22 protein-coding genes are annotated in these 23,337 nt (G+C 53.0%); all 22 read right to left on the reverse strand.

Annotation, left to right across the window (positions count from 1 at the left end):
• Window positions 1-47 precede the first annotated feature (47 nt).
• On the reverse strand, window positions 48-431 hold the full coding sequence (fliN, locus tag GNT65_RS12255) for a flagellar motor switch protein FliN (protein ID WP_011865175.1): 384 nt from the start codon (window positions 429-431) through the stop codon (window positions 48-50).
• 25 nt (window positions 432-456) lie between these two features.
• Window positions 457-1,482, reverse strand: coding sequence for a flagellar motor switch protein FliM (gene fliM, locus GNT65_RS12260; protein ID WP_160796598.1), 1,026 nt, complete (start codon window positions 1,480-1,482; stop codon window positions 457-459).
• A gap of 42 nt (window positions 1,483-1,524) precedes the next feature.
• A complete protein-coding gene (gene fliL, locus GNT65_RS12265; protein ID WP_160796600.1) occupies window positions 1,525-2,046 on the reverse strand; it encodes a flagellar basal body-associated protein FliL in 522 nt (173 codons plus the stop codon).
• 99 nt (window positions 2,047-2,145) lie between these two features.
• Window positions 2,146-3,849, reverse strand: a complete 1,704-nt coding sequence (locus tag GNT65_RS12270) for a flagellar hook-length control protein FliK (RefSeq protein ID WP_244952173.1) — start codon at window positions 3,847-3,849, stop codon at window positions 2,146-2,148.
• A gap of 221 nt (window positions 3,850-4,070) precedes the next feature.
• Window positions 4,071-4,517, reverse strand: a complete 447-nt coding sequence (gene fliJ / locus GNT65_RS12275) for a flagellar export protein FliJ (RefSeq protein WP_160796602.1) — start codon at window positions 4,515-4,517, stop codon at window positions 4,071-4,073.
• Window positions 4,518-4,546: 29 nt separating this feature from the next.
• Window positions 4,547-5,887, reverse strand: coding sequence for a flagellar protein export ATPase FliI (gene fliI / locus GNT65_RS12280; RefSeq protein ID WP_160796604.1), 1,341 nt, complete (start codon window positions 5,885-5,887; stop codon window positions 4,547-4,549).
• Window positions 5,859-6,884: a flagellar assembly protein FliH gene (fliH, locus tag GNT65_RS12285; RefSeq protein ID WP_160796606.1), complete on the reverse strand. Its 1,026-nt coding sequence runs from the start codon at window positions 6,882-6,884 to the stop codon at window positions 5,859-5,861. Before fliH ends, fliI begins: the two co-directional genes overlap by 29 nt.
• Window positions 6,884-7,927, reverse strand: coding sequence for a flagellar motor switch protein FliG (gene fliG, locus GNT65_RS12290; RefSeq protein ID WP_160796608.1), 1,044 nt, complete (start codon window positions 7,925-7,927; stop codon window positions 6,884-6,886). The genes fliH and fliG overlap by 1 nt, the downstream gene beginning before the upstream one ends.
• On the reverse strand, window positions 7,920-9,617 hold the full coding sequence (gene fliF / locus GNT65_RS12295; protein WP_160796706.1) for a flagellar basal-body MS-ring/collar protein FliF: 1,698 nt from the start codon (window positions 9,615-9,617) through the stop codon (window positions 7,920-7,922). The genes fliG and fliF overlap by 8 nt, the downstream gene beginning before the upstream one ends.
• Before the next feature lie 56 nt (window positions 9,618-9,673).
• On the reverse strand, window positions 9,674-10,006 hold the full coding sequence (gene fliE / locus GNT65_RS12300) for a flagellar hook-basal body complex protein FliE (protein ID WP_160796610.1): 333 nt from the start codon (window positions 10,004-10,006) through the stop codon (window positions 9,674-9,676).
• Window positions 10,007-10,205: 199 nt separating this feature from the next.
• Entirely contained in the window at window positions 10,206-11,549 is a 1,344-nt protein-coding gene (locus GNT65_RS12305) for a sigma-54-dependent transcriptional regulator (protein WP_160796612.1), read from the reverse strand.
• Entirely contained in the window at window positions 11,542-12,630 is a 1,089-nt protein-coding gene (locus GNT65_RS12310; RefSeq protein WP_160796614.1) for a sensor histidine kinase, read from the reverse strand. The genes GNT65_RS12305 and GNT65_RS12310 overlap by 8 nt, the downstream gene beginning before the upstream one ends.
• 144 nt (window positions 12,631-12,774) lie before the next feature.
• Window positions 12,775-14,208, reverse strand: a complete 1,434-nt coding sequence (locus GNT65_RS12315) for a sigma-54 dependent transcriptional regulator (protein ID WP_160796616.1) — start codon at window positions 14,206-14,208, stop codon at window positions 12,775-12,777.
• Between the two features lie 267 nt (window positions 14,209-14,475).
• Window positions 14,476-14,886: a flagellar export chaperone FliS gene (fliS, locus tag GNT65_RS12320; RefSeq protein ID WP_160796618.1), complete on the reverse strand. Its 411-nt coding sequence runs from the start codon at window positions 14,884-14,886 to the stop codon at window positions 14,476-14,478.
• Window positions 14,887-14,892: 6 nt separating this feature from the next.
• Entirely contained in the window at window positions 14,893-15,213 is a 321-nt protein-coding gene (locus GNT65_RS12325; RefSeq protein ID WP_160796619.1) for a hypothetical protein, read from the reverse strand.
• Window positions 15,214-15,240: 27 nt separating this feature from the next.
• The gene (gene fliD, locus GNT65_RS12330; protein ID WP_160796620.1) at window positions 15,241-16,614 is read right to left on the reverse strand and encodes a flagellar filament capping protein FliD; all 1,374 of its coding nucleotides are present in this window, start codon (window positions 16,612-16,614) and stop codon (window positions 15,241-15,243) included.
• Window positions 16,615-16,643: 29 nt separating this feature from the next.
• Complete coding sequence (locus GNT65_RS12335; RefSeq protein ID WP_160796621.1) at window positions 16,644-17,039, reverse strand: flagellar protein FlaG; 396 nt, start codon at window positions 17,037-17,039, stop codon at window positions 16,644-16,646.
• Between the two features lie 104 nt (window positions 17,040-17,143).
• On the reverse strand, window positions 17,144-17,962 hold the full coding sequence (locus GNT65_RS12340) for a flagellin N-terminal helical domain-containing protein (protein WP_160796622.1): 819 nt from the start codon (window positions 17,960-17,962) through the stop codon (window positions 17,144-17,146).
• A gap of 234 nt (window positions 17,963-18,196) precedes the next feature.
• Window positions 18,197-19,018: a flagellin N-terminal helical domain-containing protein gene (locus tag GNT65_RS12345; RefSeq protein WP_160796623.1), complete on the reverse strand. Its 822-nt coding sequence runs from the start codon at window positions 19,016-19,018 to the stop codon at window positions 18,197-18,199.
• A gap of 87 nt (window positions 19,019-19,105) precedes the next feature.
• Entirely contained in the window at window positions 19,106-20,296 is a 1,191-nt protein-coding gene (gene flgL / locus GNT65_RS12350) for a flagellar hook-associated protein FlgL (RefSeq protein ID WP_160796624.1), read from the reverse strand.
• Between the two features lie 11 nt (window positions 20,297-20,307).
• A complete protein-coding gene (gene flgK / locus GNT65_RS12355) occupies window positions 20,308-22,224 on the reverse strand; it encodes a flagellar hook-associated protein FlgK (RefSeq protein ID WP_160796625.1) in 1,917 nt (638 codons plus the stop codon).
• A gap of 43 nt (window positions 22,225-22,267) precedes the next feature.
• Window positions 22,268-23,290: a flagellar assembly peptidoglycan hydrolase FlgJ gene (flgJ, locus tag GNT65_RS12360; RefSeq protein WP_160796626.1), complete on the reverse strand. Its 1,023-nt coding sequence runs from the start codon at window positions 23,288-23,290 to the stop codon at window positions 22,268-22,270.
• Window positions 23,291-23,337: the final 47 nt, after the last annotated feature.

Genomic DNA, 23,337 nt, shown 5'->3' on the forward strand with positions numbered 1-23,337 from the left:
GCGGCTGCCGCAACGGCCATCAAGGATGAGATCCCCATAGGCCTTCCTTATTTGAGTTTCTTAATACGCTCAGTCTGGCTGATAACGTCGGTGAGACGAATACCAAACTTATCGTTGACCACTACCACTTCACCGTGGGCGATGAGGGTACCGTTTACCATCACATCCAGCGGCTCACCAGCCACCCTGTCGAGCTCCACCACAGATCCCTGGTTCAGCTGCAGCAGGTTACGAATATTGATGAAGCTGCGGCCCACCTCCATGGAGATGGTCACGGGAATATCCATGATGGTATCGAGTTTGGCCGCTTCCTCCTCGGTCAGCGGCTTTGAGCTATCGGCCAGCTCGTCAAGTTCGACCGCCTGAGCCTCCTCCAGCGCCTGTTCGGCCATGGCTGCGGCCCAATCGTCACCTGTATCTTCTGTGCTCATTGATTTCTACCTTAAACCCATTCGATTAAATATTATTGAGATCCCGAGACTTACTCTTCTTAGTCACCAGTTGTAGCTCCGTCTTTACCGTCTCGGGCCTTGGGATCTTCTCCCGGATATTCAGTGCTAAATTCTCGCGAGAACGCCCCAGCTTACAGCGATAGGTGGGCAGGTCTTCGACCCGCAGCACGATATGCTCGGGCATCTCCACCGGAATAATATCGCCGGCCTTAAAGCCCATCACGTCCTTTAGGGAGATCTCTTTCTCGACTAAAGTGGCATCGAGCCCCACCTCTACGTCCATGATCTCATCCTTAAGTGCCTGAGACCAACGCATGTCGGTATCTTGGGTGTCACTCTGTACCCCGGCATCGAGCAATTCACGGATCGGCTCGATCATGGAGTAAGGCATGGTGATGTGGAAGTCACCACCGCCACCATCCACCTCGATATGGAAGGAGCTTACCACCACCACCTCGGTCGGGCTGACGATATTAGCCATCGCCGGGTTCACCTCTGAGTCGAGATAGTCGAACTCGACGTCCATCACCGGCGCCCAGGCTTCCTTATAATCTTCGAAGATGATCTTCAAAAGCAGCTGCACGATACGCCGCTCTGTAGGGGTAAATTCTCGTCCCTCGATCTTGGCGTGAAAACGCCCGTCGCCGCCGAAGAAGTTGTCCACCAGGATAAACACCAGACGGGCCTCCATGGTGATCAGCGCCGTGCCCTTCAGGGGGCTGAAACGCACCATGTTCAGACTAGTCGGAACAAACAGGGTATGGACATATTCGCCAAACTTGAGCATCTGCACGCCGTTAATCGACACCTCGGCCGCGCGGCGCATCATGTTAAACATGCTGATCCTCAGATGGCGGGCAAAACGTTCGTTGACGATCTCCAGGGTCGGCATACGACCACGGACGATACGATCTTGTGATGAAAAGTCATAGGCACGCGCATCGAGCGCGTCACTCACCTCTTCCTCTTCGACGTCGTCGACACCATGGAGTAGCGCATCAATCTCGTCTTGGCTTAATAGATCACTCACAATATCGTCCTATCATACTTGTTAGCTTAGGGATCACCGACATTACTGCATCACGAAGCCGGTAAACAGCACCTTTTCGACCACTTTACGTCCGGTCACAGGCTGCAAGGTATTCTGCACATTCAGCAATGCCAATTGCCGCAACTCGTCTTTACCGGCGAGCGAGCTGAGCTTCTGCACATCGGCGCTACTAAAGGTGGTCAGCAGCGCATCCTCGATAAGCGGAATATGCTTCTTGATCAAGACGTCATCGTCAGAGCCCCGCACCATGAGCTGCACCTTGATCTCCACTAGACGCGAGCGATTCTGGCCCGGTAGATTAAACAGGAAGGGCCTAGGCATCCCCACATAGAAGGCCTCACGATTATTCGCTGGCTCGCTCTGCTCGGTTTGCTCCCCTTCTGCCATGTTCTCAGCGCTTGACTCGTCTCCCGAGAAGAGTAACCAGGCCCCCAGACCCAATAAGATCACCAGGAGGACACCAATGGCTGCAAAGATAATGAGCTTCTTCTTACTCTTAGGCTCTACACTTTCTTCAAGTTCTAACGATTCTTCTTCCGCCATCTTTTATCCCTATTACACTCGGCTCACACTCAACATAGTTATGATTTTTTAGCGCATATCAAACGATTGGGCAATTGTCTTAACCTATAGGTTACCTGCTTACGCGTAATAATCTATACCCGAACGATAACTTGTTGCGTGATTCGACGCTAACAGGCTCTCTTCTGCCGAAATTTCATCCATCTCAGCCAGACCATGGTCGGCTCCTTCGCCTTGCTCGCCACTCCCGCCCTGCTCTTTACCGCCCTGGGAAACATTACTATCGGTCAGCTGCATCCCCTGCTCGGCCAAAAGCTCTCGAAGACGCGGGATAGCCTGCTCGACCAGATCCCGCGTCTGGGTCTGGGTCACGTGAAACTGCACCTGGGTCTGTTCGCCCTGCACCTGAACCCGCACCATCATGTGGCCAAGCTCAGGCGGATCCAGGCGAATCTCCGCCTGCTGTACACCTTGGCTCACCATGGCCACCAGCTGCTGACGCATCACGGGTGAAAACTTTTGGATCATCTCCTGCATCTGGGTTACTGGCTCGCCTTGGGGCTTGATAGAGACCTGATACTGAGGGATGGCCTCGCTTCTAGTTCCCTGCAAGGCCTGCAGCGACACGCCATTTAGCCTGGTATCTGCAGCATCAGGCATGTCACCGGCCTTAGGCGACATGCTAACGGCAAGGTTTGCCCCCTTTAGAAGATCCTGCGCCGCTTTACCATCTCGCCCCTCCGAGGCTGCGGCAATTTTCAGGTCACTATTTTGCGCCTGCTCGGCGGTAAGCTTGCCTTCGCCTAGCTTAGATTCACTGAACTTGGCTTCACCCAATATGGCTTTAGTGCCTTTCTCGTCACCTGCACCATCCACGCCGCCCGCCTTAGTGGCGGAGGCTAGGCCCGCTTGGCTAATCCCTATCTGATCTAACCCATTCTGATTTAGCCCCACCTGACTGGCCCCACCTGTGTTTTGTGAAGCCGCTACTTGTGAAGGCGAATTTTGAGATGCCGCTAGTCTAGTTTGCGACTGGTTCGAGAGATATTGCTTGGCATCACTGACAAGGGCCGCTAGCTTGGCTGCATCATCAACACCAGCCTGCCCGGCAGTCACTGCCGCCTCACCATTATCTCCCGACTTACCTTGACCAGCCACGCCACGAATGAGACCTTCGAGCATCTGGGGTGGCAAGGCCGTCAGCTCATCCTTAGACAGGCCGGTTTGCGCCATTACCTCACTTAAGGCATCTTCGGGAAGCTGAGCCAATATCGCCTCGCTCCCTACTCCATTAGGATTGATAACCGGCTGAATATGATCGTCCCCGGCGCCAGGCTTAAGTGACTCACCTATGCCTTCTAGCACTTCCTTTTCACCGTCAACTTTATCCTTAGCCCCCTTCACCAAGCTAGGAAACAGTTCGTTGTCGGCCGACGACTCACCATCAGTTTCACCCGGCGGCAAAATGACGCCGTCGGCGGCAATTTCCGCCTCATCCCCCAGCTTGTTGGCAAGCTGGATCTGCGCCAGCACATTGGAGACATCGTCGCTCTCTTTGTCCTGATCAGAGCCCTTAGCTTGCTTAGCATCGACCTTATTGACGCTATCGCCAGTTGCCAGGTTATCGGCCTGGTTTTGCGGGCGCGACTTCGCCTGTGAACTCTTCTCGTCCTGACTGTTTACCTTAGCCAAAGCCTCTGAAAAACCTTTGTTTTCTGACTTAGACTCTGTAGGCGCTTTCGCATCTGACGAACTGGGTAACACCCCGCCCTTCTCTTTGCCGGACTCGACATTGGATAGGAGTATTTGGGTCATCTGTGGCATGCTTCCTCCAACGCTCACCTTAGGCACGACAAGTTAATGTGCCGCCCGAGCGTCAATTATTCGCTATCACTATGGACTGTTTAGCCCTTATTAACCGTTATTCATCAAATCAAGCAATATAAATGCCAAGTTAATAACAACTCAATTGGGGACGTTAAAGAGGTTTGGAGGATAATGAGGATACGCCTGCCACTTACGACCTCATCTTCAGATTCAGAGGACTAACGTGTAGACTGGCGAAAAAACTGTTGAGAGGCAAACTCGTCGATCATCTTCTGCTCTTGCTTGGCCTCAAACCTCTGTTTTTCCTCGGCCTTATGGGTAAGTAGCAGCTCAACGGCCTTACGCTTTTGTTGCTTGTCCTGCCAATATTGCTGCGCCTTCTGACGCTGCTTATCGGTCTCGGCGACGGCAAAGACCTGCTTGTCGATCGCCTCATCGATCTGACGGATAAACTGATGAAACTGATGGTAGTTGCTGGCGGCAATCACTTGCCCCTGCTGCGCCTCCATCTGTTTCATATAGTCGAGACGATACTGTTGCAAGGCATCGAGTTGCTGACGGCACTTGTTGAGCGTCAGCTGCACGCCTCTAAGCTGAGTCGCCGCCGCCTCCTCGGCCTCCAGGGCTAACTTGAGTACTGTCTCTAAGGGATCATGCTTTGCCATGGCCGTTATGCTCTCCGATAAAACTCAGGCTAGACCTGACACTGGGCACTCAACTGCCCCAGCATCAAGGCACTGGAATCGAAGCTGATGGCTTCCTTCATGGTCTGCCTCAAGAAGGCATTCATGGCAGGCTGCAGCCGAATGGCGTTGTCTATACGGGGGTCACTCCCCTGGGTATAGGCCCCGATAGAGATGAGATCACGGTTCTGTTGATACAGAGAATACATCTGTTTCACCCGGCGCGTCGCCTCCAGATGGGCTTCGCTTATCACCATAGGGGCTACACGGCTGATAGAGGCCTCGACATCTATGGCCGGGTAATGGCCCGAATCGGCTAAGGTTCGTGACAAGACGATATGTCCATCTAGAATCGCCCGCGCTGCATCGGCGATAGGGTCTTGCAGATCATCCCCCTCGGTCAGTACTGTGTAGAAGGCGGTGATAGACCCCTGTCCGGCGCCGCCGTTCCCGGCGCGCTCCACCAGCTTGGGTAGCTTGGCAAAGACAGAGGGCGGATAACCCTTGGTAGCCGGCGGCTCACCAACCGCCAGGGCGATCTCACGCTGGGCCTGAGCATAGCGGGTCAGGCTGTCCATCAGAAGCAGCACATTGTAACCCAGATCGCGAAAATACTCGGCAATACGGGTCGAGGTTTCACAGGCTCTCAGACGCATCAGCGGCGAGGTATCGGCGGGCGCCGCCACCACCACGCTACGGGCTCGTCCCTCGGCGCCCAAGATCTCTTCGATAAACTCTTTCACCTCACGGCCACGCTCACCGACCAGGCCAACCACGATCACATCGGCAGTGGTTCCCCGGGTCATCATGCCCAGCAGCACACTCTTACCTACACCCGAACCGGCAAATAGGCCCATACGTTGGCCCTTGCCTACGGTCAACATGGCGTTGATTGCCCGAACACCTACATCCAGCGGCTCAGTGATGGCGCGGCGAGCCAAGGGATTTAACATGGTGGCATGACGGGTAGCTTTCTGATCGGTATGCAGCTGACCCAGGCCATCTATCGGCACGCCGTTGCCATCGAGCACGCGGCCAAGCAGACTCATACCTACATTCAGCCCGGTCTGCTCACCGAGCGGTGTCACCTTAGCGCCAGGCATCACGCCACTGAGCTCCTCTATGGGCATAAGGTAGAGCAGCTTGTCATCGAAGCCAATCACCTCGGCGATCAGCTCCCCTGCCATGGTTGCTATGCTACATAGGCTACCCACGGGGGCCTTACAGCCGGTGGCCTCCAGGGTAAGCCCCACCACGCGTACCAGCTGACCTGAGGCCTCGGGCATAAAGGGCGCGACCGCCTGGGTATGATGTCTCAGCTTATCAAGTAGTCGGCTTTGGCGTGTTTTCATCTGAATTCGTCTCTTGATGAGCTTCTGGTGCAGACTGTTCGCTTGGCGCGACTTGCGGCGAAGCGTCAACAGACGCCGATTGCTGCGAGTCGCCTGTTAGGCTGTCAGTTGTCTGACTTTCTACTTCGAGGCTATCTTGCGCAGCGTCACCATCCTGGGGTTGATTTTCGGGTACCTTTTCCATGGCGGCAACCTGTTGTAGCCTTTGCTGCTCCAGGCGCTGCTCGCTGGCAATAAGTTTATCGAACACCGCCTTGATGCGATGTTCCAGGCTCATGTCGACCCGGCTACGGCTATTACTGACGATACACTCGCCGCGGCTCAGTGTCGGATCTGCCTCTAACTCCCAATGGTTCTTTGTCAGCTGGGCGCTTTCATAGAGTCGCTCGACGATAGCGAGATCCTCAGGATGTAGACGCAGGTGCGCCCCCTGCTCCTTGAGCGGTAGGGCGTCGACCCCTTGACGCAGGGCCGCCAGAATATGTTCGGGATGTGTCTTTAGCTCATGACCGATCACCGCCTTGGCAAGCGTCATGCTGAGTTGTACCAGGGCTTGTTCAATTTCGGTATCGAGCAGGGAAAGCGGCATTGATAGCTGCTGCATCAGGGCTTCAAATTGACTAATCGTCTGTTTCGCCTCGGCAAGACCGGCCTCCATTCCCTGGGCTTCGCCCTGACGGAAACCCTCCTCATGTCCCTGCTCCAGTCCTTTCAGACGGCCCTCTTCCAGCCCTTTGGCTAATCCGGCTTCTTGCCCCTGGGCAAAGCCTTCGGCCTCAGCCTCGGCGCGGATCGATTCGATCTCCTCCAGGGTGGGGGGTAACACAGGCTCATCGATCTGTTTGGCCGCCTTTTGCGGTGCGGTGCGGCCAAACATATTCTCTTTCGGTTCTTCGGCCACGGGCGTCACATCGGGCAGCTGCCAATGACTAAAATCGGCCTGATTAGTGTGCTCGCCTTGGCCTTCTCGGCTCTTCTTGTCGCCTGACATGGTCATTAGAGGAACTCTTCTCCACCGCTACCGCCAAGAATGATCTCGCCTGCATCACTCAAGCGACGAGCAATGGAGAGGATCTCCTTCTGGGCCACTTCCACTTCGCTGATCCGTATCGGCCCCATGGCCTCGAGATCGTCTTTAAGCAGCTCGGCGGCACGTTTGGACATATTGCTAAGGATCTTCTCTTTGAGTTGATCGTCCGCCCCCTTGAGGGCCTTCATCAACACATCCTGCTGCACTTCACGCAGCAAGGTCTGAATACCCATGTCGTCCACATCCGCCAGGTTTTCGAATACGAACATAAGATCCTGGATCTGCTGCGCCATCTCTTCGTCGCTCTCGCGCAGCGTCTCCATCAGCTGGCTTTCGACACCTGTATCCAGGTAGTTCATGATGTTGGCAGCAGCCTTCAGGCCGCCCATCTTCGCCGCCTGCGCGCCGCCCTGACCGGCAAACTGTTTCTCCATGATGTCGTTGAGCTCTTGCAGCGCCGCCGGTTGCACCTCTTCGAGGTTAGCGATACGCATCATCAAGTCGAGGCGGGTATTTTCCGGCGCCTGAGCAAAAATTTCAGCCGCCTGGTCCGGTTCCAGATAGGAGAGCACAATCGTCTGGATCTGCGGATGTTCGTTCTGAATGATGGTGGCCACCTGACGGGCATCCATCCACTTGAGAGACTCTAGCCCCTTGGCACCGCCACCCATGATGATCTGCTCGATAAGGTTACCCGCCTTATCTTCACCAAGTGCCGCAGTAAGGGCATTACGCACGAACTCTTCGCTATTAAAGCCGATAGAGGAGTACTTCTGCACCTCCTCCAAAAACAGCTTGTGCACACCGATAACCTTGTTTTGGCCGAAGTCTTTCATGGCCGCCATGGCCATACCCACCTTCTGCACCTGCTTAGGCTCGAGATGTTTTAAGATCGAGGCAGCGTCCGCCTCGCTGAGACTGAGCAACAGGATGGCGGTCTTTTCGATACCGGTAAGATCTTTGGTATTGAACTCACCACTGGATGTGTCGATCTCTTTTTCTTTACTCATTTTCTTGTAACCATCCCTTGACGACTTGTGTAGACAACTCAGGCTCGTTGGCCACCAGTGCACGTATAGCCTTTATCATATCATCGTCTTTATGCAGATCAGGTATCAAAATTGACCCATCGTCGGCGTAGCTGTATTCCGCATCGGGACGATTAAGCATGCCCAGGGTATCGGCGGCATACTGATCCTCAATCTCAGCCAACTCATCACCCAAAGAAGGCGCATCTGGCATCTTCTGACCATCCGGGTAGATCAGACGCTTGAGCATAGGACGTACCACGAAGAGGATTAGCACCAGAATGATCAGGCCACCCATGACCAGCTTGATCGCACGCCAGAACCAGGGCTCCTCGTAGATAGCCAGTGCAGGCGCCTCTTCCACCAATTGGTCCATGAAGGGAACTGTTACCACTTCGATGATGTCACCGCGCTGAGTATTAAAGCCCACGGCACCTTCTAATAGGCGGCGTATGTTGCTCAACTCCTGCTCGGTACGGGCGACACGTGTCACCTGACCATCTTCACCCGCTGGTCCCGTCTTGAAATCGACCGCCACAGACACGCTGACCCGCCTAACCACTCCCACCTGCTGACGAGTATGACTGATGGTGGTGTCTAGCTCATAGTTGCGGGTCGCCTCCTTGTGACTGGAACCCGGCATTGACTGCTCCTGCGAACTCGCCCCCGTGGCTTGCTGAGGAATATTGGCTTCCATCGGTGGCTGGTTACTCAGCGCGCCGGCGATGCCGCCAGTGGTCGAACCGGTAGAGTTATTCTCCACCGTCATTTCGCTGCGCACCGCAGGCAGATCCGGATTAAAACGCTTGGCGGTCTGCTCTACTGCAGTAAAGTCCATGTTCACATCAACCTGGGCAGTGAAGTTTTCCGGCCCAAGAATCGGCATCAGAATCGATTCGATCTTGCTGCGATATTCGGCTTCCTTCTGCTGCACCAGCTCAAGTTCACGTCTGGCTCTGGCCGAACCTGCGGTTTGACTGCCTGAGTTTAACAGGCGGCCGTTAGAGTCGGTGACGGTAACGCGAGTGGGCTCCAGGCCATGTACCGCCGAGGCGACGATATCTACGATGGAGTCGACCTCCTCCTGCCCCAGTCCACCGCGGCGGGTATTAACCACTACAGTCGCACTCGGCTTGGAGCGGTTGCGGGCAAATACGTTCTCTTTGGGAATAGCCAGAATCACCTTGGCGCGGCTGACACTCTTTAATTCTTCTATGGTGCGCGCCAGATTCTGCTCCTGGCTGTGCTTGAGCCTGGCGGCCTCCATGCGCTGGCTCACGCCGAAACCGCTGTCTTTTGAGAGGAAATCATCGCGGCTCGACGAGTTGTCTATGCCGGCACGGCTCAGCATCATCTTAACGTCTTGATACTGATCCTCAGGCACCTTAAGGACGTCGACATCGATCTGATAGTTGACCTTGTTCTTGTCCAGTACATCGAGGACCTGCACCATCTCCTGAGTATCCATCTTACCCAGAGGACGATACTCGGGCTCCTGAGCCCACAACATGACGAAGACGGCTAACGCCAAACAGATGGCCAGCGCCAGGATCATGGTGATCTGCCTGAGCATGTCGACACCGCCAAACATACCGCCGCTCGGCTTATGTTCTTCTTGTACGCCGCCTGCCAACATATCCTGTGTCGTATCGGCTCCAGTTCCGACTACCATATCTGTGCTCACGATAAATACCTGCCGTTATCTTTCTTAATCTGTAGGGTCCATGCCTAGACAGGCATACTCATGATCTCTTTGTAGGCTTCCACCAGCTTGTTGCGCACCTGAATGGTGGCCTCGAATGCCACGCTGGCCTTCTCTCTGGCAATCACGGTATCGGACAGAGTCACTCGGGTGTCGCCCATATCCAGACGGGTCTGCAATGAGGATGAGGCGGATTGCAGCTCACTGACACTGCCTACCGCCTGAGACAGGAGGCTGCCAAAATCGCTACCACTGGTATTGGCCACCTGCTGAGTAATGTTAGGTGTGATCCCGTTGGGCTTGATCTCGCCCGTGAGTGTCTGCATCTCTTGCAGTAATGAATTGGCACCTATCTGCATCTTGGCCTCCGCTGTCGTCGTGAAATTGACGAAATCTACTCTTATTCAGACCGATGCAATATGTTTGCCAACAATGGAAAAAGCCGACAAACCCAGATTATTGTGTGTCGGCTATTACTTATGGATATTTGTCGGCAACAGAGGTGATGGCGTGTAAATTAAACCAATGACTTCTCACTATGTGCGCCCCGTCTGCCTATCAGGCGGGGATCTGAATGCCCATGTCACGCATACGCGCCATCTTGTATCTCAGGGTTCGGGCGCTGATCCCCAATTTTTCGGCCACCAGTTTGCGACTGCCGTTACACTGATTGAGGGTTTCTAAGATGATCACATGTTCCTGGGCCTTGAGCTCATCCCCCAGCCCTTCGGGTTCGACTACTCTCTCACTCTCGCCCGTCGGTTCCAGCATCACATCCTGAGTATCGATAACGATATCCTTGACGCCTATAGTATCGCCTGTCTGTAATATCAGGGCGCGCTGTACCACGTTGTCCAGCTCTCGCACGTTGCCCGGCCATCTGTAGCCCAATAAGCGCCTGCTCGCCTGCTCGTCTATGCTTGGCGCCACAGCCAAACCGGCGGCCTTTGCATGACGCAACACCAAGTGTCTCGCCAACGGCAGGATATCCGCCGGACGCTGGTGCAATGCTGGCCAGGTCAGCGGGAAAACATTGATGCGATAGTAGAGATCTTCTCTAAAATCACCCTTGGTCGCCATCGCCTTGAGGTCACGGTTTGAGGTTGCCAGCACCCGCACATCGAGTTTAATGGTCTTGCGCCCGCCGAGTCGTTCGACCTCCCGTTCCTGCAATACCCTGAGCAGCTTGGCCTGCAGCCCCAGGTCCATCTCGGAGATCTCATCGAGCAGCAAGGTGCCGCCTTGGGCCTGTTCAAACTTACCGGGACAGGCCTGATAGGCGCCGGTGAAGGCCCCCTTCTCATAACCAAACAGGGTGGCTTCTAGCATGTTCTCTGGGATCGCCGCGCAGTTGATCGCCACAAATGGCTCGTCGGCTCTCTGGCTATGTTGATGAATATAACGCGCGAGTACCTCTTTACCCGAGCCGCTCGGGCCCATGATCATCACTGAGGCATCGGACTGCGCCACCTTCTGCGCCAGCGCCAAGAGTGCCAGGCTACGCTCATCGGCAACCACGGGCTGATCCTCGATAAGCTTAGGCTTAAGGTAACGCGATACCTGATTGAGTAGGACCTCTGGCGCGAAGGGTTTCGCCAGATAGTCCACCGCGCCGAGTTTGATGGCACTCACCGCACTGTCTATGGTGGCAAAAGCCGTCATCAATAAGATAGGAACCTGGGCATTATGCTGCTGAAGATAGTTGACCAGGCCGAGGCCACCTATCCCCTCCATCTGCACGTCGCTGATCACCATGTCGAATTCCTGCTCCTTGAGCGCGACGATAGCCGCCTCGGCAGACTGCACATCGACGCATTCATACTGTGCGAGCAGCAGGGTATCGACTAAGGCTTCGCGCAGCGCCGCATCATCTTCAACGAGTAATATCTTGGCTTCAGCCATGGTTTACCTCCAGCCCAGAATCGGCCCGAACAGCCGGCAGGTTGAACGAGGCGCGACATCCTCTTCCCGCGATACAATTGAGTTGCAAACGGCCCTGATGATTGGCAACAACCGTCTGCACAACTGCTAAGCCCAGACCAGTGCCTTGGGACTTAGTGGTAAAGAAAGGTTCAAATACCTTCTCCTGCATGCTGGCATCGAGCCCCTTGCCGTTGTCGATCACCTCGAAGGCGATCGCCTGCCCCTCATCCTCGGCATTGAGCCAGATCTGGCTGGCCCCGGCCTCGATGCTGTTGATCACCAGATTGTTAATCGCCGAGCTGAGCGCCGCCGGATTAGCCTTAAATTGCTGAATACTTGTGAGCTTAAGATGCAACTGACAAGCTTTGCGCTCGGCGATGGGTTCGCAGTTGGCCATCACACTCGACAACACCTGCTGCATGTCGCTAACTTCGGGCAACTCCTGCTGGCGCCCCTTGGCCATCAGCAACATATCATCCACCTGTTGAGACAGTTCGTTGAGCCTGTCGATAAGCTTGCCTTGAAAACGCTCCCTCGAGGACTGAGTCAGCTTTGGACTCCCCAGATTCGCGGCATAGAGTAAGGCCGCCGACAAAGGTGTACGCACCTGATGTGCCAGGCTTGCGACCATCTTGCCTAAGGCGGAGAGGCGTTGCAGGTGGGAAAGATTCTTCTGCAGCAGACGGGTTTCGGTCAAGTCGGTCAAGACGATCAGCTGACCGGGCTCGGGCGTTAGCGGCGTGATCGCCAGCTTGACCCGACGGCCATTTTTCAATGAGACCTCGTGACCATCGTCATCCTGGGGTGAAAAGGCACGATTAATCACCTGTAGCCAGCGCATCCCCGCCAGGGGTTGTCCTAACAACTGCACGGCAACGGGGTTAGCGTCTGTCACCACACCATCGCCATTGAGGATCACCACGCCCGATGGCATGGCCTGGAGTATATGTTCCATACGGCTGGAGATGGCATCATTTGCCACCTCGCCGCCCACGACCTGGGAAGGAGCCAGTGCTACCTGTGCCTGCGCTGTATATGCCACCTTGGGATTTGCGGCCATAACCACTCCGTCAATAATTTGCTGCTAAGCAAGTTAATGCAGGTAGTATGCCAATTAAAAATCCATAAATAACAGAGGATTATAACTCAGATACGACAAAGGCCCTAAATTGGGCCTTTGTTAGCTATGATAATCGAGCAGGAATTAATCTTTGCTCATGCCATACTTGCGCATCTTCTCCACCAGTGTGGTACGGCGGATGCCAAGCATTTCGGCGGCGCGGGCCACCACATTGTCTTGCTGATCCAGTGCCTGGCGAATCATATCGATCTCGAGCTCGGCCAGCAGATCCTTGAGGTTCACCCCTTCAGGAGGCAGTTCGCTAGGGAAACGGCTCTCGGGAATATCGACCGCTACCTCATCGCTGAAGATAGAGGCCAACGCATCGCGCTCCAGCTCCTCTTCGCTGACCTGCACCTGATATTCAGGCACATCGATGTGGCGATATTTAAGCGGCAGATCGTTAACGTCGACCAAGCCACCTGGATAGAGGATAGTCAGGCGCTCGACCAGATTAGAGAGTTCACGCACGTTACCCGACCAGCTATGCTCCTTGAGCGACTCGATAGCGCGCTGGGTAAAACGCACCTTGCCACGTCCCTCGTTGTAAACACGGCTCACTAATTCTTGCAGCAAGAGTGGAATATCGTCTTTGCGCTCGCAAAGGGCCGGCATTTCCACGGGAAACACATTGAGGCGATAGAAGAGATCTTCCCTAAACTCGCCATTGGCGATCATGGTTTCAAGTTCTCTGTGGGTCGCGGCGATGACACGTACATTGGTATGAATCGGCTTGTTGCCTCCCACGCGCTCGAAGACCCGCTCTTGCAACACACGAAGTAACTTGACCTGCATCTGCAAGGGCATGTCGCCTATCTCATCGAGGAACAGGGTTCCTCCTTCGGCGAGCTCGAAACGCCCCTTACGGGCGCTGATGGCGCCGGTGAATGAGCCCTTCTCGTGACCAAACAGTTCACTCTCGAGCAGCTCGGGTGGAATGGCACCACAGTTTACCGGAATAAAGGGGCCATCACGGCGATCGGAAATATAGTGGATATTGCGCGCGACGACTTCTTTGCCCGTGCCCGACTGACCTAAGACCAAGACAGTAGCGTCAGAACCTGCAACTTGGTTGATCAGATGACGCACCTGGGCGATCCCTTCGCTGCGGCCCACTAGGCTACGAAACAGCTTTGTCTGATTGCCACTGGTTGGAATATCTGGACGCTTAGCCTGCACAAATACCTGACAAAAGTGCAGTAGCTCGGTCAACTGAGGATAGTTTAACGGCTCTTCGATACATCCCAATACATTGCCTGCCGATACATCGCCATTAGAGCCCAACAACAAGATGGGCTGCCAAGGCACAGAGGTGGCAATAGACTGCAACAGGGTCTTAGATTGAGCCTCTTGTGCAATTACAAGTGCTCTATAACGGGTATTCGACATTCGAGATTCGAGTTTGTCGACGGCAAGCAACTCAACCTGCTCACCAAGAAACTCAAAAACACAAGATAAGCGATTAATTCGCTCTGACTGATTACCGACAAGTAGAATTCGTTGATCTGTATGCATCATTTAAGAAGGCCGTAAAGCACTCAGTGTTATTCGCATTAATTATTAGTGTTAGTTGCTTCGAAAGCGAGATAATCGTTTCAATCCGGTTTTTCCAAAAACTGACTATCACACGGAATAGTGTATTATCAGCAGCACATTAGCAAGTATCAGATTCATTTTATGACAAACTCATCTGATTTTAGAGCAAATTCTCAACGTATCAAGCATCAGGCGCCAATCAATTGACGCCTGACAAAAAGTTGTTGTTCAGAAAGATAGACGAGGCAACTAGATTGCCTCTGTATGCGATGCCAGATGGTGCTCATTTTGGGGGATGGCGTCCCAACCTTCCTTGATGGTTCGGATGATCTCGCTGACATCATCGATCGCCTGCACATCGTTATTCATGTTGGCCTCGGAGAGCTTACGCAACATGAAATTATAGAGGTCGCTCAGGTTAGTGGCGATCTCGCCACCCGCTTCCATGTTCAGGCTATTGTTGAGTCCAGTGATGATACCAATCGCCTTACCGATATAGATGCCTTTGTTCTCTATGTCATTATTTTCGATGGCGTAACGACTCTGCGCCAGTCGCTGTAGCGCCCCTTCAAACATCATCTGAATGACCCTGTGGGGAGAGGCAACGGAGAGCTCACTCTCTAAAGACACCTTTCGATATGACTGCAGTGACTTTCTCATAAAAACCTACCTTTCTGCATCTATAGACTTATAAACATTAAGTTGACGCTGACTCTTACGTCCGACATGCAGTAACTCCTGACGATGCTTTAACAGGCTTACGGCCTGCTTGGTAAAGCTGCTGGTCAATTCCAGCTGAGACTGCAATAGCGCTCTGTCCTCCTCTTTGGGAGAGGCGAGCACCTCATCGAGTAAAAGTTGACGCTTACCAACTAAGTCTAGCAAATTTGATACCAACTCATCTGCGTCTTCCTGTTCGGCAGGTAGCTGTTCCAGACGCTGCATCACCTGAGTGATCTCTTGATTTAATTTATCTAAGGATTCCAATGCGCTTCCTTCTTACCACACCAATCATTAGCCGTTCTGAGAAATGACTCCAGGCAACGAGTTTAGGCCATTGACGATACCCGCAGATTGTTGGTTCAACTTACCCACAACCAGGTCCATCGCATTAAATTGCTTAAACAGGCGGGCTTCTAACTGCTCCATCTTAAGCGAAAATGCTTCGCGCTGATCATCCAGGCGTTTCTTATCGCCGGTATAGGCATTGTTGCGAGAATCGATTAGGCCGCCACTCTTGACGTAACCATTGACCAGGGTGTCTAACCTAGTCGCCAACCCCGTAGTATCGGTTGCAAATAATCCCTCGATACTGCTCATGTCTTCACTGATCGCCGTATCCAGCTTACTGCTGTTGACCGACAACTTGCCGTAGCGGTCCGCCTCAATACCTATGTCATAGAGGGCAACCGATTGGCCACCGCCAAGATCGACGCGGCTGGAGATCATATTGCGCATCTGAGACTCGATCGAACGTATCATAGAGTCTCCCTGCAGCGCAGAAGCTTTCTCCTTCTCGGCGTCATAGGAGGAGACCTTGTCTATGGTGCTCATCAGGCTGTTATAGGCGTCGACAAAGCCTTGGACATTCTCTTTCACCGCCTCTTCGTCGAGCTCAATCTTAAGCACAGAAGTCTTATTGAGGTCGGCATCGGTGAGATTAAGGGTCACGCCGGCTATCGCATTCTTAATTTCATTGGTTTGCGACTGTAGCTTTTGACCATCTATGTAGACGATAGACTCTTTTGCGGCCTGTACTTCGCTTAGGTTACCCGCACCAAACATATCGCTAAGGCCGGTACCTGTGGTATCTGTGGCGGTGACACTGATGTTGTTGTCGGGGCCTTCGGTATCGGAACTGACCACCAGACGGCTACCGCCATCAGTGGTTACTATGGTCGCGGTAACCCCTGCATTATCGTCGGCGCTATTTATCTTGTCGGCGATAGCTGACAACGAGTCGCCTGCGGCCACGTCGACAGAGAAACTCTGGCTATTAACGGTGAAGCCTAAACTACCCTCGCCTACTGCAGCGCTGGCATCTGCCGTGAAGGCCCCTGCCACCTTATGACGCTGGGCAAGTTGCTCGACCACTATGTTGTAGCTACCCGTCTGGGCATTCTTATCGGCCGTGGCCGTAAAAAAGCTGCTATCACCGGTTGAAACCAGACGTTGGTTAAGGCTGCTGCCATCTTTCAATTTTTCAAGGGCATCCTGAAAACTAGACAGTGCACTCTTAAGCGAGCCCATGGCTGAGACTTTCGCGTCTATGGTGTCTTCAGTCTTATTAAAGATCGCCTCTTTCGGCACCTTCTCAGCATCAACCAGCACCCCCACAATAGTGTTGATATCAAGCCCTGAACCTATGCCTGTTGCCGTTAATGCCATAACTACCTCTACTCAACGCCGCTAGAAGCCTAAGCTTCAGTTTTCATTAATAATCCGGTGACTTCAGAAAGTTTCTGTGCCAACTTCAATGCTTCTTCGTTTGGAATTTGACGGATAACATCGCCCGAATCAATATCCATAACGCTAACAATATTTGTGCCAGAATCTTCGTCAATCTTAAAGGCAAGTCCCTTACGCATCATAGACATCATATTCGACATCTCTTCGACCAGCTTTTGCATCTCTTCTGGCGACTGCTCTTGTTCTTGCGCCTGCTTCGCTTCAGCTTGATTACTCTGTTCGACCGCCTTTATGGTCCCTTTGGTTAATTCCAGGTCCTCTGCCGCATTTGCTTTCACAGGCGTCATGCCTATATCAATTTTAGCAGCTGTAGCATTGGATGAATTAACAGTATTAATATCCATGACCTATACCTCTACTTCGTTAATTTATCCTTAAAATCACGAAAGGGAGATCCGTCGCCGAACCTCCCTTATCTTCATCAAACTCGGTCTAACCCATTACTTTATTAGAGTAGAGATAGGGCAACCTGAGGCAGCTGGTTAGCTTGAGCTAGCATAGCTGAACCTGTTTGCTGAAGCACTTGGTTCTTAGTCATAGTAGAGGTTTCTTTGGCGAAATCCACGTCTACGATACGACTCTTAGCGTCAGCCACGTTAGCCTGAGTGTTAGCGCTGTTGCTGATGTTGTGAGACAGACGGTTCTGAATCGCACCAAGTTCTGCACGCTGGGTATCGATAGTGGTGATAGCCGCATCGATAGCTGCCAGAGCCGAGCCACGGTTTGCAGAAGTCGCGTTAGTCAGGGCGTTAACACCTAGAGAAGTCGCGTCAGAAGTACCTACTTTAACTGTGATATCTTCGCCATCTTGGTGACCTACCTGGAAGCTCTTACCCGCAGAGAAAGAACCGTCAAGCAGCTTAGTGTTACCAAATGCAGTGTTGTTACCGATTTCGGTGATCTCTAGGGCTAGCTGATCCATCTCTGCTTTCAGTGCAGCCAGGTCATCTGCGCTGTTAGCACCGTTTTCAGACTGGATGGTCAGGTCACGCATACGCTGCAGCATGTTAGTCTGCTCCTGCATCGCGCCTTCAGAGATCTGAGCGATAGAGATAGCGTCGTTAGCGTTACGCATACCAACTTCAAGACCACGAACCTGTGAGTTCAAGCGGTTTGAAATCGCAAGACCGGCAGCATCGTCTTTCGCACTGTTAATGCGAAGACCACTTGATAGACGCTCCATAGAGGTCGCTAGGTTGCCGCTAGAAGCATTTAGGTTTTTCTGTGCTTTTAGAGATGTTACGTTAGTGTTTACTGTAATAGCCATAATCGATTCCTCTTTATACCTGGCTTAAAACTAAGCCTGTCTACTTAAGCCAGGCCGGTCTTACTGGGTTACAGTATATTTAACGGCAGAGGGTTTTCGATCTTTAGAAAATTTTTTATAAAAAATAGGCTATTTTTTATAGCTGTTATATATCAATAACTTAATAGATAAAAAAGTAACAAAAACGGTGCAAAAACTAGTCTGCACCGTTTCTTGTCGACTAACCCAGAGGCATTAACCCAGTAGTGACAGGGCCACCTGAGGAAGTTGGTTAGCCTGGGCGAGCATGGCAGAACCTGTCTGCTGCAGCACCTGATTCTTGGTCATGGTCGAGGTTTCTTTGGCGAAATCCACATCCACGATGCGACTCTTAGCATCGGCAACGTTGGCCTGAGTATTGGCACTGTTACTAATGTTGTGTGCCAGACGATTTTGCACCGCACCTAACTTGGCGCGCTGAGTATCAATCACCTTAATAGCCGCATCGATCTGACCGATAGCAGCATCACGACCGGCTGACGTTAATACCGTCAATGAGTTTACCGATAGTACGCCTGCGTTCAATGTACCCACAGAGATAGTGATGTCTTCACCATCCTGGTGACCCACCTGGAACAGCTTACCGGCGGAAAACTCACCAGTTAGCAACTTGGTATTACCAAAGGCGGTACTGTTACCGATCGCCGTGATCTCTTCTGCAAGCTGGTCCATCTCATCTTTCAACGCTTGTAAGTCGGCAGTGCTGTTGGCGCCGTTTTCAGATTGAATCGACAGATCACGCATACGCTGCAGCATGTTGGTCTGCTCTTGCATAGCACCTTCAGAGATCTGGGCGATAGAGATAGCGTCGTTCGCGTTGCGCATGCCTACCTCAAGACCACGAACCTGTGAGTTCAAACGGTTTGAGATCGCAAGACCGGCAGCATCATCTTTCGCACTGTTGATACGAAGACCGCTCGACAAACGCTCCATTGAGGTTGCCAGATTTTGAGAAGAAGTGTTCAGGTTCTTCTGCGCCTTCATCGATGTGACATTGGTATTAACATTAATAGCCATTGTGTTTTCCTCTTCTTGGTTGCACTGCCAAGACGTTGAGCTTGGCTAATAAATTACAAGTTAAGTTTGTCAAAGGCCTGAGCCCGCTTAGATATAATCAAAAAGTGTCGTCGACCCGACTTTGCTAAACACACTCGATACGGCATTTAAGGCCAACTGTTGTTTCTCGAGCTCAGTTATCGCCGAGGCATAATCTAAATCTTCCAGCATTGAGAGCGCCGAACTGTTCACCAGTTTCTCTTCCACATGGGTCGAACTGTAACGCTCAATCTGCTTCAAGCTATTACCGGCTTCTCCCCGGGCAATGCTCAACTGATTGACACCACTATCGATATTATTCAACATCTGTGCCAACTCAGCTTTACCTTGGGGAGTATTCACCTTATTAGGATCTTCGAGTAGGGTGATTGCCTGGTTGATGGTATCGAATACGCTCACCTGGGATTGCGGCGTGATACTAAAGCTATCCCCTGGCTGAGGCTGGCCGTCGAGCTTCACCTCGATACCGTTGAAGTTAATGGGATTGGCGGCGTCGAAACCAGGAACAGTCGTTACCAGGGTCGCACTAGAATCTCGGATCTCTAAATTGGCACCATTCATGGTAAAACTATAAGTATCATCAACATAAGTGGCGGGATCGCTAATCGCAGCGCTAAGCACCCGAAAATCTCCTACCTGACCCGTCGAATAATTGGCGCTAAAGTCGCCAAGGCCGGAAGGTGCATTCATAAAGGCTTGATCCCCAGGGATATTCGTCCCAAGGGTAACGCCAGATGCCACTATGGCTTCGCGCACGCCACTGTCACCGCTGTAGACCACGTTACCGGCCGCATCGAATGCAAAGGGCTGCTTTCCGGTTTCATAACCTGAAAACATATAGTTACCCGATTCATCTTTGGTATTGGCCACAGAAACGAGCTCTTCCAATGTGCCCTTAAGCTCATCGGCAATCATTTGCCGCTCAGAATCCGAAAGGCTGCCATTCACTGCACGCAGGATCTGCTCTCTAACCGAGCCGGTTAGGGTTTCTGCCGTGCCTAACTTACTCTCAGTCAAGGCCAGACGATTGGTGGCATAGTCGATGTTCTTCATAAACTGATCGACCAGGGCATTTTGCTGATTGAGGTTATCGATACCGATAGCAGCCACAGGGTCGTCCCCCGCAGTATTCACCCGCTTGCCGCTGGCAATCTGATCGATGATCTTGCTGGTCGCCGATTGCTTGTTAAGCACGCTGTTGATGTTCTGCTGAAACATCTGCGCCGTTGAGATCCGCATAATTAAGGCTCCTATCTCACCGAACTAAAGAGAGTGTCGAAAATTTCAGTGGCCGTGGTCATGATCCGCGCCGATGCCTGATAAGACTGTTGGAAACGCATCAAATTGGCGGCCTCTTCATCCAGGTTTACGCCCGACTCACTCTGCACCCGGGTATAAGCCTGAGAATAGACGGCTTCGGCCGAACCGAAGGCCACCTCGGCGGCTTTAGCCTTGCCACCCACCTGCAACTTGGTGCCTTCGTAAACATCGGCCAGGGTCGAGCCTCCACTGTTCATCAGCTTGGTTTCCGCGAGCTTAGCCATGGCCACCGCGTTGGTGTTGTCCCCTTCGGCAAAGCTAAGGTCGAAGGTAAATCTGTCTGTAGCCGACGCGCTACTATCCACCTCGAAGGTGAAGCCATAGGCACTGATAGAAGGTGGGGTAAAGGCTACCGGTCCACCGAGCGAGTTGCCCGCCGAATCGAATACCTCGAAGGTATTTGCCGCGGTATCTATCTCGAAGGTCAACTCGCTGCCTGTTAAGGGGAAGTTGGCCGCACTGCGATCGTCGATACTCACCAATTTAACCTGGGTATTGCCAGAATTAGCGGCATCTTGGGTTATCTTAGGCGCGGCGGCGGCTATCCCCTTAGGATCTGTCATCACTACCTTGATACCGGCCGCGGCGCCGGATGTGGGGCGGATCTCGAATCTATCCCCGGAGGCCATGGCGCCAGAATCGATATTGATGCTAAAGCCGTCACCACCGGTCAATTGACTGCCATTAAGGGTCAACGGCGTCACAGTGCCTGTGTCTATATTCTTAAGCTCATAAGTGGCCGGCGCGGTAAAGGTCAGCTCATAGCTGCCACCGGACAGGGCATTCACATCATCTATGTTTACCCTTAAAGCCGCATTGCCCGTGTTATTTTCATATGCCCCGGCGCGGCCAACGGACATAGCGGGATCGTTTATATCGAGAAATAGATCACTACCCACTTGGCCGTTAAGATCGAAGCCTTGCGACTGCGCCTGATTGAAACTATCGGCAATCCCCAACGCCAACTGGCCCATCTCCAGCTGCGCCGGGATCAGTGTCTCGTCGCGAAATTGAAACAGAGCCCCCAGACTGCCGCCCACCTTGCTGGGATCGACCACTAGCGTCTGATCGCCTGCCGTGGTGGTAATGCGCAGCTCGCCGGCATAAGGATCGCCAGTAGTCGCTCCCATCTGCATCGAGACTTCGCCTGAGACCAACATGACGGCGCCGCCGAGCATGATACTCTTAGCGCCAGATTCGAGTGGGATCACGTTAACCTGTGCATATTCGCTGAGTTCCTGGATCAGCGCGTCCTGCTTGTCGAGCAGCTGCATGTCGGCCCCCTGGGACTTCATCAGCTCCTGGTTGATGTGACCAAGTTCTGTGCTTATCTCGTTGATGCGGTCCGTCACGGCCGAGATCTGATCGTTGGTCTGTTTCATCTGACCATCGAGTTGCGACTGCATCTGGTTGAGCGCCTTGGCGATCTGGTCTGCATTGCCCAGCAGGCTGCCGCGAATCCCCATATCGTCAGGCAGATCCGCCAAACTGTTGAGTCCGGCAAAGAGATCGTTAAGGCTCTGAGGCACCGCCTTGCCAATCTGAGAGAACAGCTGATCCAGCTCACTCATCTTGGTCTGTGTGGTCTGCGCCTGGCTCAGCGCCGTCTGACCGATACGCAGCTCGCGGGCGGCATATTCGTTATAGATACGCTTGACGTCGGTAATATAGGTACCGGCGCCATAGAAGCTGTTGCCCAGACGCTGGGACTCCAGGCTAGACTGCTCCGCCACCTGGCGATGATAGCCCTGGGTATTGGCATTGGTAATATTGTTACTGGTCACCGCCAGCTGTGACTGAGAGGCAAGCACGCCAGTACGGGCGATATTCAGCAGATCCATCGACATTATGCTTTACCTCTTGTTGCACCTGTTGTTAATCGAGAGTGCATCACTGAGCCCCCCCTATCACGGCTGCGCCGAACTCTTTGTTTACCGCCTGAGTTACCGCCTGCATCACCTTGATCACCTTATCGGCGTAATCTGGGTCTGTAGCATAACCGGCATCCTGCAGGCCACGTATGAAGGCGGCAGGGTTGGCAGCCTTTTCCATCGCCTCTTGATAACGAGCGCCTTCGGAAATGAAGGAAACGAAATCGTCAAAACTTTGTTTGATATCCTGATACACCCTGAAATCGGCTCGCTGTTTCACCGCAACACCATGTTCAAATTCCAGGGTACTTACGCCGGCGCGCTCACCATCCCAGCGACGGTCGGCCTTGATGTTAAACAGGTTATTGCTGGGCTGACCATCGGCTCGGCGTACCATCTTCTGGCCCCAACCCGTCTCGAGAGCCGACTGGGCAATCAATACCTCTGGGCTTGTCCCCAAGGCCTTAGCCGCCTGTTCGGCATGGGGATAGACAGCCTTGATGAACTCCTCACGGCTCTCGAAACCCTTATTTGCCAGACCAGTTGGCGCCTGAGACGGCAAGACCTTGCCGCTTACCAGCTCATCGAATACCTGCGGCAAGGGCTTATCACCGCTTGAAACCGGGCTTTGAACCTCAGTTTTGGCCAGAGACGGTGTATCCGTGGCTTGGGCACTGTTGGCAACCGGGTTCACCATGCCACCACGCAGCACGGAAGCCGGCGTCAGCTGACTCGTTTGCGGCGAGAGCTGCTGCACCATGAGATCCGCAAGGCCCAGCATCCCCTTGTCCGACAGGTTGACTGACATCTGCTGATCGTGCATCTGCTCATAAAACTTGGTGTACTGGCTGTTCATGGGGCTGTCTGACTCAAACACAGCATTGGCATCACGCATGCTTTTCATCAGCATCTGCACGAAGATGCCTTCAAACTGCTGCGCCACCTCTTTGAGGGCCGCCTTGTCATCTTTTTGCGCCTTGGAACGTAGGGAGTCCAGGCCCCCTATGTCCAAGAAATGCGATGCGTTTGACAGCTTATCCATGTTCTATCCCGAAGCGTCTGCGACGACTATCAATCGTCTGCGACAAA

Origin of the sequence: Shewanella insulae, from assembly GCF_009831655.1 — a bacterium.
Lineage (GTDB): Bacteria > Pseudomonadota > Gammaproteobacteria > Enterobacterales > Shewanellaceae > Shewanella > Shewanella insulae.